Source organism: Glutamicibacter sp. MCAF14, assembly GCF_052114325.1.
In the GTDB taxonomy this organism is placed as follows: Bacteria; Actinomycetota; Actinomycetes; order Actinomycetales; family Micrococcaceae; genus Glutamicibacter; species Glutamicibacter arilaitensis.
On sequence record NZ_JBFREO010000004.1, the window covers coordinates 393097 to 406407 of the forward strand.

Annotated in this window: 14 protein-coding genes; 11 read left to right on the forward strand and 3 right to left on the reverse strand. The window is 60.0% G+C overall.

Annotated elements, in window-relative coordinates:
• Positions 1-495: 495 nt before the first annotated feature.
• The gene (locus AB4Y71_RS09230) at positions 496-636 is read right to left on the reverse strand and encodes a DUF3237 family protein (RefSeq protein ID WP_134780302.1); all 141 of its coding nucleotides are present in this window, start codon (positions 634-636) and stop codon (positions 496-498) included.
• 230 nt (positions 637-866) lie between these two features.
• On the opposite strand from AB4Y71_RS09230, the gene AB4Y71_RS09235 reads away from it, so the two are divergent.
• Positions 867-995, forward strand: a complete 129-nt coding sequence (locus AB4Y71_RS09235) for a hypothetical protein (RefSeq protein ID WP_441719879.1) — start codon at positions 867-869, stop codon at positions 993-995.
• A gap of 122 nt (positions 996-1117) precedes the next feature.
• Here the strand turns inward: AB4Y71_RS09235 and AB4Y71_RS09240 are convergent, their stop codons facing one another.
• Positions 1118-2128, reverse strand: a complete 1011-nt coding sequence (locus AB4Y71_RS09240; RefSeq protein ID WP_441719882.1) for an ABC transporter substrate-binding protein — start codon at positions 2126-2128, stop codon at positions 1118-1120.
• A 211-nt stretch (positions 2129-2339) separates the two neighbouring features.
• On the opposite strand from AB4Y71_RS09240, the gene AB4Y71_RS09245 reads away from it, so the two are divergent.
• The 3 genes from AB4Y71_RS09245 to AB4Y71_RS09255 all read left to right on the forward strand — a co-directional run bounded on the left by AB4Y71_RS09245 (position 2340) and on the right by AB4Y71_RS09255 (position 6173).
• Positions 2340-3329 carry a FecCD family ABC transporter permease gene (locus tag AB4Y71_RS09245; RefSeq protein ID WP_013348857.1) on the forward strand — a complete coding sequence of 330 codons (990 nt, stop codon included), beginning with the start codon at positions 2340-2342 and terminating at the stop codon, positions 3327-3329.
• Positions 3326-4381, forward strand: a complete 1056-nt coding sequence (locus AB4Y71_RS09250) for a FecCD family ABC transporter permease (RefSeq protein WP_441719885.1) — start codon at positions 3326-3328, stop codon at positions 4379-4381. The genes AB4Y71_RS09245 and AB4Y71_RS09250 overlap by 4 nt, the downstream gene beginning before the upstream one ends.
• Before the next feature lie 64 nt (positions 4382-4445).
• Positions 4446-6173 (forward strand): HNH endonuclease signature motif containing protein, encoded by a 1728-nt coding sequence (locus AB4Y71_RS09255; RefSeq protein WP_441719887.1) that lies wholly within the window; start codon positions 4446-4448, stop codon positions 6171-6173.
• 45 nt (positions 6174-6218) lie between these two features.
• On the opposite strand, the gene AB4Y71_RS09260 is transcribed toward AB4Y71_RS09255, so the two are convergent.
• A complete protein-coding gene (locus AB4Y71_RS09260) occupies positions 6219-6848 on the reverse strand; it encodes a LysE family translocator (protein ID WP_102597725.1) in 630 nt (209 codons plus the stop codon).
• A 250-nt stretch (positions 6849-7098) separates the two neighbouring features.
• Here AB4Y71_RS09260 and rpsP point away from each other — a divergent pair, with 250 nt between their 5' ends.
• The 7 genes from rpsP to AB4Y71_RS09295 all read left to right on the forward strand — a co-directional run bounded on the left by rpsP (position 7099) and on the right by AB4Y71_RS09295 (position 13184).
• A complete protein-coding gene (rpsP, locus tag AB4Y71_RS09265; protein ID WP_013348861.1) occupies positions 7099-7509 on the forward strand; it encodes a 30S ribosomal protein S16 in 411 nt (136 codons plus the stop codon).
• 2 nt (positions 7510-7511) lie between these two features.
• Positions 7512-7754, forward strand: a complete 243-nt coding sequence (locus AB4Y71_RS09270; protein ID WP_013348862.1) for an RNA-binding protein — start codon at positions 7512-7514, stop codon at positions 7752-7754.
• A 154-nt stretch (positions 7755-7908) separates the two neighbouring features.
• Positions 7909-8451, forward strand: a complete 543-nt coding sequence (rimM, locus tag AB4Y71_RS09275) for a ribosome maturation factor RimM (protein ID WP_013348863.1) — start codon at positions 7909-7911, stop codon at positions 8449-8451.
• 3 nt (positions 8452-8454) lie between these two features.
• Entirely contained in the window at positions 8455-9279 is an 825-nt protein-coding gene (trmD, locus tag AB4Y71_RS09280) for a tRNA (guanosine(37)-N1)-methyltransferase TrmD (protein ID WP_441719890.1), read from the forward strand.
• A gap of 250 nt (positions 9280-9529) precedes the next feature.
• Positions 9530-9889 (forward strand): 50S ribosomal protein L19, encoded by a 360-nt coding sequence (gene rplS / locus AB4Y71_RS09285; RefSeq protein ID WP_013348865.1) that lies wholly within the window; start codon positions 9530-9532, stop codon positions 9887-9889.
• 13 nt (positions 9890-9902) lie between these two features.
• Complete coding sequence (gene lepB, locus AB4Y71_RS09290; RefSeq protein ID WP_102597722.1) at positions 9903-10550, forward strand: signal peptidase I; 648 nt, start codon at positions 9903-9905, stop codon at positions 10548-10550.
• 423 nt (positions 10551-10973) lie between these two features.
• Positions 10974-13184 (forward strand): S1 family peptidase, encoded by a 2211-nt coding sequence (locus tag AB4Y71_RS09295; RefSeq protein ID WP_441719893.1) that lies wholly within the window; start codon positions 10974-10976, stop codon positions 13182-13184.
• The last annotated feature ends 127 nt before the right edge of the window (positions 13185-13311 follow it).

Below are 13311 nucleotides of genomic sequence, written 5' to 3' on the forward strand. Positions count from 1 at the left end.
TCCTTAGGTTGACCAAGGGGAAGTTAGTTTCGCTTCAAGAAGTGGTAATACCGACTCCCACCAAAAGGGTACCGGCTGAAGCTAGGCAGGGGCTGGGCGTGGGCCGTTGTGTTGCTCTCAATTCGCTTTATGATGCCGGCTCTTGATCCACGGCAAAGAATTCGAGCAGCACGCTATCTGGCAGGCGCCGGCCGGTACCGATAAACACGTTGTGGCTGACCCATGCGAAATCGCTGTCCACCGGTGCGGTAATACGTGGGGAGAAACAGAATTAGATGTTCTGCGCCGGAACTTCTTCTCCGCCCACCAGCTTGGACAGATACCGGGCCGAGCCGGTGCGCAGAGTCTGGTAATCGGCAAAGTGGCGCGTACCGTCTTCCCGCTCCAAGATATACATCCTTCCCGTTCCAAGATATACATCGCTTTCAAGTACGCAGTTGTGCCCAGCGGGTAGAGCTGGACGTCCGCCCCTGCAATCAATACTTTGCCGGTGAATCATTCACCCAGCACGGTGCCACCGGTAATCGGCACCACCTTGCGCTCGCCGTCAATGGTGGTTCCGATGCTGATTGCTTCGCCAACCTGAACCGTGACGGAAGCAAAGAAGGACAGTGTTGGCGGTTGCAGTGCATTCATGGTCCTGTTTCCTTGCTCCTCGATGCTCTTGTTGTGCTCAGTCCAGGACTCGCCGCAAAAACAGCGCACGGCAACCACACGTCCACTTCCACCATCTTGGTGAGATGCCGGCGGGAATAGGCGCGGTGCACCTTGCTCTTCTGCTCAAAACTTCCTATGGTTCAGGTTATGGGGTACTTTCCCCAAATTTGTTGGAGGCCGTTAGCGTCTCCGGTAAAGGACGGCACGTTATGTCGAGCAAATCCCCACGTAAGGGCGAAGCGAAAAAAACTGGCAAGAGCATTAAGGAGAAGCGCGCTGAGAAGCGGCTGAAGCACGCAGAGAGCGTTATCGAGCCAGTGCGCAAGGCTGCCAGATAACCACAGATTGACACCGGCCCCCGATTATTGAGGGCCGGATAACGAGTTCGAGTCCTTGACCTACGGCGAATTACGCCGGGTCAGGGACTCGAACTCGTTTAATGAGGTTTTTCGAGCCCAGCCTATGGCAGCTGAGGGTCCACCTCGAAGTGCTCGGCTACCTGGGTGATGACCTCGTTGGCGCCCTGCAACGACACCGAGGAAAGGAATATGGAGTCATCGACCTGCATGACTTCGCCTTCCAGCTTTTCCCACAACGGGTTGGAGGTGAACTTCTGTTCCTGCGCGCGCGAGGCGTCGCCTTCGGCTCCCTCGGGAGCCCACGTGGACTGGAAAATCACTTCGGCGTCAGCCTTGAGGATTTCTTCGGGGGACAGCGGCACGAAGATTGACTCGGTGGTATCCGGCGCATCCTTTGGACGCGGGATGTTCATGTCGACCATGATCTCGCCTATGAAGGAATCGGTGGCGTACAACCGGGCGGTGTCCTCGCCAGCGAAGCGAAGCAGGGAGTAGGTGGTTTCCGGCTTCTTTTCCAGGATTTCCTTGCCCACCGCTGCGGCGCGGGCTTCATAGCTGGCTACCGCCTGTTCAGCTGCTTCCTTCTTGCCCAGCGCTTCGCCGAGCAGCACCACGTTCTCCTTCCAGGTCGGTCCGGTGGACTCCGAGAAGATGGTCGGTGCGATCTTGTTCAGCTGGTCGTACATGGCGCCCTGGCGCACATCGGCGGAGATGATCACGTCCGGCTCGGCGGCCAGCAGCTTTTCCAGATCCGGCTCGGTGATGGTGCCGACATTCACAGCCTCATCGGTGAACTTTGAGGTGTCTCCGAGATATTCGGGGAACGGGTTATTGCCCTTGCGGTATTCGGTGTAGGCCACCAGTTCGGCGCCCAGCAGGATGGTGGCATCTACGTAGGAAGGGTCCAGTGCGGCCACACGCAGCGGGCGCTGGGCCAGCTCGGTGGTGCCGCGGAAATGCTTGATGCTGGCCGGGAAGTTGGCATCTTCCTGTGCAGAAGTGCCGGCGGATGGCGCCGGCTCAGTGCTTGGAGCCGAGCTTGCGCAGGAGGCCAGGGCCAACGAGGCCGCGGCTAAGGCGGCGGTGAGGGCGAGGATGCGAGGCGATTGCATGCGAGTGCTTTCCGTGAAGACGATTTACTAATTAGCGCGTGATGTAATTTTGCTCAACCTATTTAGGTAAGGGTAAGCTGAGTGCGCGAGAAGAACACTAGCACGGATTCTGCCACCGAGGTCAAGTCCCTGCGACATAATTGATTCGCATCATCCGCACGCACCCGCCGCACACCTCGCGGACCGAGAAAGGCCCCAGATTATCGACCGCATGACACCGCGCATCAGCTCACTGCTGATCCTGGCCGCCGGCGTGGGCGCCGCCATCGGGATCAGCCTGTGGATCGGCAGCACCACCTCCAGCTTCGCCGAGCTGCGCCACGCACTGCTGGCTCCCGACGGGCAAGTCTCCGATATCGCGATCCGCGAGATCCGCTGGCCGCGCACCGTCACCGCACTGGCCGCCGGGGCCGCCTTGGGCATGGCCGGCACGCTGATCCAGGGCCATACCCGCAACCCGATCGCCGAACCCGGATTGCTGGGCATCAACCAGGGTGCGGCCCTGGCGATCGTCTCGGTCGTCGCATTCACCGGACCACTGCCGGCATGGACCCAAGCGCTGCTGGCCCTGGGCGGGGCGCTGGCCGCGGCCCTGCTGGTCTTCGGCATCGGGCGCATCGACGGGCGCGGGGGATCGCCCATCACCTTGCTGCTGGTGGGCGCCGCGGTCACCGCACTGTGCGCCGGGGTGGTCTCGGCCATCGTGCTGCTCAGCGAAGCGGCACTGGAGACGTTGCGCTTCTGGCAGGTGGGCTCAGTAGTCCAAGGCTACGAATCCTTCCTGTCGCTGTGGCCGCTGCTGGTGGCCGGCACCGTGCTGGCCCTGGCCAACGCCCGCGGGCTGAACGCCCTGACCCTGGGCGAGGACTCCGCGCGCAGCCTGGGAATCACCGCCCTGCATGCCAGATCCCTGGGACTGGCCGCGATCGTGGCGCTCTCCGGGCTGGCGGTCACCCTAGCCGGGCCGATCGCCTTCCTGGGCCTGCTGGTGCCGCACATTTCGCGGCGCATCTTCGGCGCCGACTACCGCTGGATCATTCCCGGCTCCGCGTTATGCGGTGCACTGCTGCTGTGCGTGGCCGACGTGCTGGGTCGCATGCTGGCCCGCCCCGGGGAACTGCCCGTAGGCGTGGTCATCGCAATGCTGGGCGCACCGTTCTTCATCTATGTGGCCCGGCGCCGCAAGGCGGTCACCGTATGAGCACCCAGATGATGCCCCTAGCGGCTTCGGCCCTGCGCGCCAAGCGCACCCTTGCCACCGGCGTGCTGTTGCTGGCCGTCGCCTTCGCCGCGTTCTGCGTGCACCTGGCCATCGGAGGCACCCCGATCCCAGTGGGCGATGTGGTGGCTACGCTCTTCGGCGCGGCCTCCGATGCCCGCACCGAATTGGCCATCCTCGAATTCCGCCTGCCGCGCAGCGTAGCCGCAGTGCTCGCCGGGGCAGGCTTCGGCGTCGCTGGCGCACTGACCCAGAATGTCGCACGCAACCCGCTGGCCAGCCCCGACATCCTCGGGGTGACCAACGGCGCGGCGCTGGGCGCGGTATCCGTACTGGCGATCGGCGTGCACACCGGCGGACGCTCCGAGTTGCTGGTGCACTACGGGCTGCCCATCGCCGCCACCCTGGGCGGACTGCTGGTTTCCACCTTGGTCTTCGCGCTGGTCTGGCGCAGTTCACTGGAAAGCAACCGGCTGGTGCTGGTGGGCCTGGGATTCAGCGGGCTGTGCGCCGCGCTGACCTCCTGGATGCTGACCCTGGGCGAAATCTACAACGCCCAGCAGGCGCTGACCTGGCTGGCCGGGACTGTCAACGCGATTTCCTGGGCCGATCTGGCCATTGCCCCGGCGATCGTCGTGCCCGGACTGATTCTTGCCATGCTGCTGCGCAACCAGCGCGAAGTGCTGGCCCTGGATTCGGATACCTCCCGCGCACTGGGCATGAACCTGGGACGCGACCGCGTGCTGATGCTCGCGCTGGCCTCGCTGCTGGCCATCGCCGCCACGGTGATCGCCGGTCCGCTGGCCTTCGTCGCGCTGGCCAGCGGGCATGCCGCGCGGTTGGTGGCCCGGGGCACCATCCCGCCGGTGCCCCACGCCGCATTGATCGGGGCGATCTTCGTGCTGCTTGCCGACCTGGTTGCGGCCCGCGCCTTCCCGGTGATCCTGCCTGCAGGGGTAGCCACCGCGGTCATTGGTGCGCCGTATTTGATTTTCCTGGTGATCCGCCAATCCAAGGTGCGCCAACGCGGCTAGCAGGTTATCCACACTCGGCGGCTTGCTTCAGCTGGCAGATGGTCACTGGACCCATGGTTGGTCCATGAGCATCCACCAGCTAGTTGCCGCGAGCCAGACTCTGCGCGAGGCCCTGACCGGGTCTTTGCCGCGCGCAGCGGCCCAAATGCTACTTGAGCTGATGGCATCTTGCTGCGCACTGCTGGTCAAGCTCTCGGTGTCCCTGCGCGAGATTGATGACCCGCGGGTGGCGGCGGCCCACGCAAGGCTGGTGGAAACCATCTACCGCTACACCCTGAGGGAACAACTGCACAGCGCCATCCACCTGGAATCCACCGGCGCCCACCTGCTGGAGGATGAAGAGTTGGTGGCGGTCGCCGAATCGCGCAGCAGCTTCGCCGTTGGCGCCCGCCAGCATTCAGGACGGGCCCACTATCAGAACACCGGGGAGTTTCTGGCCACTTGGCTGGGACTGAATTCCCATGAAGGGCAGAACCGCGTGCGCGATGCGCACCTGCTCATCGCCCGCCGCCTGATGGATGGCAGCACCATCGCGCCGCGCATGAACCAGCTGGCCACGCTCTATACGCAGGCGCCAGCACTGGACCCGCGGCTCGTTGCCCGTGTCGCCCGCGCACTGGATAAATTCGAACCTGCAGACACCTGCTTCCAAGGCCAGCCGCTGGAACCTACCGCCAGCAATGAACAAGGCCAGCTTCTGGAACACCTCGCCGCGGAACTGCTCCAAGAACCAGACCGGGCCACCCGTGAATCCAAACTCGCCGCCCTGCTTGCTACCCAGCGCAAGGCCCGCAAGAAAACCAGAAACCCCGAACCGGGAATCTACCCCCGAGGAACGGTGGGGGACTGCGACAAGTACGAGCTGTATGTCGCCGGCACCCAGCGAGAAGAATTCCGCTCCACCCTGGCCCAGGCGGATAACCCGCGCACCAACGCCGGCAAAGCGGCCCGCTCAGGCGAATCATCGGATGGCGTTGACATGGATTACGGGGCGGAGGAAAGCGGCAGTCAGGGTGAAGCGCAACCGGGCCAGAACACCGGGGATCCTGCAGTCGATGAATTGTTCAGCAGCAAGGAGCCGCCACCGCCGTGGGCCAGAGAAGACCGAGGAACATTCTTTGGGCAGCAGTCAGCCGAAGAGCCTGAAGCTGAGAAGCCAGCGCACGGCGCAGGCGAAGCAAACCCTTCGAGGAACCTGGATTCGTCCCTGCTTGGTGATGGGGAAGTACCCGTGGCCCAGCGACGGTTGAATGCACTAATGGCTGCACTTAGGCGACGTTCCACCGGCAAGGCGGCCAATGGCATTACCCCGAAGATCGGCATGCTCATCCAGCTGAGCGACCTGCAGGATCTTCGCGAGGCAAGCAAGCTGCGCGCCACCACCGAGCATGGGCTGAACCTGGATTCCGTGGACACCGCGCAACTGATCTGCCAAGGCGAGATCTACTGGGTGGTCTTCGGCCCCGATGGGCAACCGCTGGATGTCGGACGCAAGGAACGCTTCTTCACGGACGCCATGAAACGCGCGATCTTCGCCCGCGACCGTGGTTGCATCGTCCCCGGATGCACCGCGCCACCGGAAATGATCGAATACCACCACGACAATTGGTGGGAACGAGGCGGATGCACCTCTGTGCGCAATGGCAGTTGCCTGTGCCGACGGCACCATCATGCAATCCATGCCGGCCTGATTGGGCTGGTCACCGTCGGAGGGTTGGCACACATCATGCTGCCCAAGCATCTGGATCCGCTGCAAATACCGCGAAGAAATAGTGTTCCGGTGGCCGCCTGAGCACCGGAACCATGAACTGCTCCACCTGCCGGCTTGGGAAAGAAGCTATGGGCGCGAGAGCGCCACCTTCAGCCCGAAACCGATCAGCACCGTCCCGGTGATCCGGTCCATCCAGGACACCGACTTCGCTGAGCCCAGCCAGCGGCCAGCGATCCGAACCCCGTACACCAAGGCCACTGCCCACACCAGAGTCAGTGCAACATGCACCGCCGATAGCCCCATGCCCATGAGCAGGGCGTTGGTGCCCGCCGGGGTGAACTGCGGGATCGCCGCGATATAGAAGACGCCGATCTTCGGGTTCAGCACGTTGGTCACCAGCCCAGTCAGGTAAGTTCGATAACTGCTTTGCGGCATCGGGATCCGGGTGGCCGGCGACCGCTTCTTCTGCAGGCTCCGGTAGATCATCTGCCCGCCAAGGAACACCAGGTAGGCTGCACCGGCATAGGTTAAAACCTGGTAGGCCAGATTCGAAGCGGCCAGAATCGCCGACGCGCCAGCGGCCGCGGCCACGCCCCAAACGAACACTCCAGTGCAAATCCCCAGCGCAGCCAGCATCGCTTCACCGCGTCCACGGGTGATAGCTGAACGAAGAATCAACGCGGTGTCAACACCTGGAATCAATGTCATCAAAGCGGCAACGACACCGAAAGCCAGGAAAGCAGAAGGAACGGTCATACAATTAATACTAGGAGCTTCATCTCGGCGCGGTTTCCAAGGTGAGCAAGCTCATGATGATTGCTCGACGCGCGGTGCCGGATAGAGTTGGCCAGCGCGCATGCTCTCTGGCATAATTGCAGGGTACTCGATTTGCAGTGGACCCTCTCTCCGCTATAAATCCTGTCCTTTTAGAGTCTGGTAAGTAAGGCCTGCCCCACAGGTGCTAAAAATCGGATTCGACCATGTTGAGAAACAGGAGACCACAAAAGTGGCCGTAAAGATTCGTCTGAAGCGCTTCGGTAAGATGCGCGCACCTTTCTACCGCGTTGTTGTTATGGACTCGCGCGCCAAGCGCGATGGCCGTGCCATCGAGGAGATCGGTAAGTACCACCCAACCGAGAACCCTTCGGTTATCGAGATCAACTCGGACCGTGCACAGTACTGGCTGTCCGTTGGCGCTCAGCCAACCGAGCAGGTACACGCACTGCTGAAGATCACCGGTGACTGGCAGAAGTTCAAGGGCATCGATGGCCAGGAAGGCACCTACAAGGTTGCCGAGCCTAAGCCAGCATTCGTTGCTCCGGACAAGGGTTCTGTGATCCTCCCAGAGGCAATCACCAAGAAGGCTGAAAAGCCAGCTGCTGAAGAAGCAGAGGCCGAAGCTACCGAGGCTGAGTAACAGTGCTCGTTGATGCGCTAGACCACTTGGTACGCGGGGTCGTCGAAGAACCGGAAGACGTCAAGGTTGCCTTGAAGTCCACCCGTCGCGGCGACCTGCTCGAAGTACGTGTGAACCCTGAAGATCTCGGTCGTGTGATCGGACGACAGGGACGCACTGCTCGGGCACTGCGCACCGTGTTGGCAGCGTTGGCCAAGGAGCCGGTACGTGTCGATGTGATCGACACTGACCGACGCCGAGGCTAAACAACTTAGAGGTCTGACTTTTAAGTTGGCTTCGAAACGAAAGGAGTTTCCGTCCTAACTAGTGACGGGAGCTCCTTTCGTGTTTACCCCCAGATTTTTATTCCAGTCTCCCGGCACCCCGCCACGGAACACAGTGCAGAAAGAGCAGCAGAATATGCGATTGCAGGTTGCCCGCATCGGCAAGCCCCACGGCATCCGTGGTGAAGTCACCGCCCAGGTTATGACCGACACCCCGGACGAGCGCTTCACCTCCGGTGAAGAACTGATCGTCGTGGACGGACCGGTCAAGACGCTGACCGTGAAAAGCGCGCGCTGGAACAAGACCATCCTGCTGCTCTCCTTCAAGGAAATCAACGACCGCAATCAGGCCGAAACCCTGCGCGGCGCCCGTCTGGAAATTGACGTTTCCGAAGAGCCAGAAGATGACTCCGATGAATGGTACGAGCATGAACTGCTCGACCTGAAGGTCATGCTCGACGGCGAACAGGTCGGTGTCATCACCGCACTGCGCACCAACCCAGCCCAGGACCTGCTGGTGTTCGAGAACTCCGAAGGCCAGGAAATCTACCTTCCCTTCGTTGATGAATTCGTGCCAGAAATCGACCCTGAAGCCGGCATCGTGGTCATCACCCCGCCTGCAGGCTTGCTGACCTTGAACAGCGAAGAGTCGGAAAACGACGAAGAGGGAAGCAAGTAAGCCATGCGTCTTGATGTCATCTCGATTTTCCCGGAGTACCTGCAGCCGCTCTCACTCTCGCTGATCGGACGCGCCGCAAAAGACGGCATCCTGGATCTGAACGTCACCAATCTGCGCGACTTCGCCACCGACAAGCATCGCAAGGTCGATGACACCCCTTATGGCGGCGGAGCCGGCATGGTGATGATGCCAGAACCTTGGGGCCAGGCACTTGACTCGGTGCGCCCGGCAAATGCTGCCGGCGCCAAGCCGACCTTGATCGTCCCATCGCCGGCAGGAACTGTTTTCAACCAGCAGATGGCTTACGAGCTGGCAGAAGAAGAGCACCTGATCTTCGCCTGCGGCCGCTATGAGGGCATTGACGAACGCGTTATCGAATACGCGCACGAGAACTTCAACGTCATCCCGGTCTCCATCGGAGATTACGTGCTCAATGGGGGAGAAGTAGCCGTCATGGTGATGGTGGAAGCCATCGCCCGGTTGATCCCTGGAGTCATCGGCAATCCCGAATCCCTGGTCGAAGAGTCGCACTCCGATGTACTGCTGGAATACCCGGTCTACACCAAGCCTGCTTCATGGCGCGGCCGCGACGTTCCCGAGGTGCTGCTGGGCGGCAACCACCAGCGCGTGGGACGCTTCCGCCGCGATGAACAGATCAAGCGCACCGCCGTGCGCCGTCCGGATCTGATCACCCAGCTTGATGCCGAATCGTTGAACCGCCGCGACCGCGATGCGCTGTGGCACAGCGGATTCGCGCTGGTAGACGGTGAGATCACCCCGAAGTCCAAATTGGACTGGGCCACCGGGGCCGGCACCGAAAAGGACTAAGAGGCCAACATCACCTGAAAGTCATTTCGGGCAGACTCGCATCGGCTTCGCTGATACGGCATAATTGTTTCTTGGTGTGTTTTTGTTCGACTCCTGCCGCAGGGGGAAGTTCGAGCCATAGGAAACCACCGCACCGATTGCTAGAGGCAATTGGTGGTACAACGTTCCGGGGATTTCACTGGCCTAGGCCGGTGTCGGACCCCGCTACGAGGATTCGGTGACCTGCGGCATTGATCCTAGGAGATGCACCATGCATATTCTTGACTCTGTTGACTCAGCTTCGCTGCGCTCTGACGTTCCTGCCTTCGGCGCAGGTGACACCCTCAAGGTGCACGTCAACATCATCGAAGGTAAGAACTCCCGTGTTCAGGTCTTCCAGGGCTACGTCCTTGGTCGCCAGGGCCGCGGCGTAGGCGAGACCTTCACCGTTCGCAAGGTTTCCTTCGGCACCGGTGTTGAGCGTACCTTCCCAGTTCACTCCCCAATCATCGATAAGATTGAGGTTGTGTCCAAGGGCGACGTACGTCGTGCAAAGCTGTACTACATGCGCGATCGTCACGGCAAGGCTGCTCGCATCCGCGAGAAGCGCGACTTCGGCGCAAAGAAGTAATCTGCGTTCTTCTATGAACCAGATTGCACGCACCGAGCGAGCAACATCGAAGCGCCGGGCCTTTTCATGGGTCTGGCGCTTCGCTGTACTCGCCATCATTCTGGGCCTGCTGGCCACCATCTTGATCCGCGCCACGGTGATGGACGTCTTCCATATCGAATCGAACTCCATGGAATCCACGCTCAACCCTGGCCAGAGCATCGCAGTGGACCGCAGGGCCTACGCCGAAAGCGCACCGCAACGCGGGGACGTTATCGTATTTGACGGCCGTGGATCCTTCCTGCCTTACGCGAAAGCCAGCTTCGCCGATGATCTGCTCAACGCGTTCAGCCTCACCGGCAGCAACAACAAGTACGTCAAGCGCGTCATTGGCGTAGGCGGAGACACCATCGAGTGCTGCAGTGCAGACGGGCGCCTTCTGGTCAATGGCGAACCGATAGATGAGCCGTACATCTTTGCCGGGGATGCGCCCAGCGAGCAGAAGTTTTCCGTAGCGGTTCCCGAAAACCGATTGTGGGTCATGGGGGACCATCGTTCCACTTCCAAGGATTCGCGAGCATTACTCGGGGCCAGTGGCGGAGGAATGATCAGCATAGACCGCGTCACAGGCAAGGCCACGCAGGTAGTCTGGCCACTGGATCAGCGTTCCGAGATCGAATGACACGGTGAAACAGAAAGAGATTTCGCTAGCGTCGAATGGGTAGAACTACCCATTCGACGCTATTTTTCTATGCGCATGTATTTTATTTCGAACGTAAATTTCGACACGCCTGAAGCTGTGCAGATGATGTGCAAATTATGCGGTTGCACTCAGGTATCACCAAGCTGACTAGGGTCTAGAAAGAGTAGTCCAATCTTAAACCAACTCTACTGACGCGTAAGTTGTGACCTGATAGGAATGGTTCATCGTATTTTGACTAGGCCAAACAGGAAGTTGAATTTGTATTTTCGTTGGATTCGGTGCTTGAAAAACAGTGGCGCAACCAAGTAGTGTTTCATTTTGGTAACAACACCTGTGCCTATGCGCGCGTCCTGAGGTAGGGGCGGCGCGGGCCCTCGCACCGTAAATCTGGGAGAAGCATTAATGCCACATCCAAAAAAGAAGACTGCGCAACGCGGCATCGTTGCAGCAGCCGCGACCGCCTTGGTGGTCGGCTCTAGCTTCATGCCGGCACTAGCGGCGCCGACGGCTTCCGAGTCGCCATCTGCGTCTGCCTCGGCCAGCGCAAAGGCTTCGGCTAACACGAGCGCCTCTGCCACTCCGAGCGAGAGTGCCTTGGATACCAAGGGTCTCGACAAGGCTATCGAGCGGGATCTCGACAAGACTGTAGAAGAATTCGTCGAGCAGGGAGACGCTAGCGACGCTGCTTCAAAGGTCCGCGATGAACTTGAAGCCAAGGGCGTCGACGCCACTGCCTCGGTGAAAGACGGCAAGGCCGAGATCACTGTTGGCAAGAAGGATGTTGCTAAGGCCAAGGAAGTCATCAAAGCCAGCGCAGCCCCGGCTCCAATCGTTGTGACTGAAGTCGACTCGGAAGTCAAGACCGTCGGAAAGGTCTACACCGAGCTTCTGGCCAACATTGAGCCGAAGGAAATGAAGCGCCTCACCGCTATCCTGCAGACAAAGGATGGCTTAAAGGTTTATGCAAAGGGCTTCGACGAGAAAGAAGTTAAGGCTGAGCTAAAGTCCAAGTCCGCTGGCACTCTGCCGGAGAAACTGACCGTAGAGCAATTTGTCAGCGAAGCTAATCACGTTGGAGGCGTTGAGAGCTCGGGTGTGGCTAAGACCACCGCGGCCGAGGATATTTACGGCGCTTTGGGCTACGCAATGGACCAGTCCGGTGCGCTTACCGGTTCTTCGACAGTTTGCTCCCTCGGCTTCACAGCGTGGACCGCTGAAGGCGACGACGCAATCGTATCGGCGGGGCACTGCTCGGAAGACGGCACGACCAAGATTCTGGGTCTTGCAGAACAGTCGGTACCCGGCCAGGTACCAACTATCGGTGCAGAGCTGGGTGACTTCGGCTTCAACCAATTCGGTGGCCCGAACAACTCCGGTTTCACCGTCGATGAGCTGAACTCCATGACGGAGGAAGAATTCAATAGCCTGGAACCGGGCACTGACATCTCGGTAATTGACAACATCAATCCTGCGCTGAACATGCACCCTGCGGTCTCCAAATGGCCAGCGGGCAAGGAACCTCGCGACGAAGTTATCAACGTAACGGGTATGACCAAGGCCATCATCGGGTCAGAAGCTTGCTCCTCTGGCCGCACCACAGGCTGGAGCTGCTCTCCGATCATTGGTGAAGGTGTCTTCTTCGTCGGAGGCTCGGACGGTACCTACCGTTCCGTAGCCGGCTACGTCGCTGAAAACGCCGGCCAGAAGGTGCTGGACCAGGGTGACTCCGGTGGCCCGATGCTTGTTGGCAGCCGAGCTGCCGGCATTAACTCGGCCAACGCCGAAGGCGAAGACCTGAAAGAAAACACCGATGACGACATCGCCATGTACACCTCGCTCGATGATGTCTTCGACAAGGGCTACATTGATGGCTACACGCTGAAGTTCCACGTCAACACCCCGAATATCACAGTTGAAAATGGTACAGAAGTTGAGCCAGGTGACGCGATTACCGGCACCATGGTTGATCCTTCGAAAGGCACCGTTATTCGCGTGATCGTTGACGGCAAGCTGTACAAGACAGTTGAGCTTGAAGCCAACGGAACGTTCTCGTTCCCTGCTCCGGAAGAACCCGGAAAATTTGAATTCAGCCTCGTAGCTAAGGATGGCTACAACCAGTCCGAAAAAGTTTCCGGGAATGTTGTAGTAGTTGAGCCTGCCGTTGAGCCGGAAACTCCTGAGGAAGAGCCGACCGAGCCGGAAACTCCTGAGGAAGAGCCGACCGAGCCGGAAACTCCTGAGGAAGAGCCGACCGAGCCGGAAACTCCTGAGGAAGAGCCGACCGAGTCGGAGACTCCTGAGGAAGACGACAAGTCGGAGACTCCTGAGGATGACGACAAGTCGGAAGCTCCTAAGGATGACGACAAGTCGGAGACTCCTGAGGATGACGACAAGTCGGAGACTCCTAAGGATGACGACAAGTCGGAAGCTCCGAAGGACCAGGAGGATGACGAGCCGACCAAGTCGACTACTCCAAAGGAAACCCCTAAGAAGGACGATCCACTGGCAGATACCGGTGCGAACAGCGTTCCGCTGATCGCCGCCGGTGGCGCAATGGCCTTGGCCGGCGCAGCCTTCCTGCTGTTCCGCCGCAGCGCACGTCGCCACGGCTAAGGGAATCTTTCCCGGCAGGACAAGTTCCTGCTGAAAGTGCCCCGCTACTTTGGAAAAAGTAGCGGGGCATTTTTACTTGGTACACATGTAGCTCCGTGCTTGCTCTACGAATCGGGTATTAGTGTCA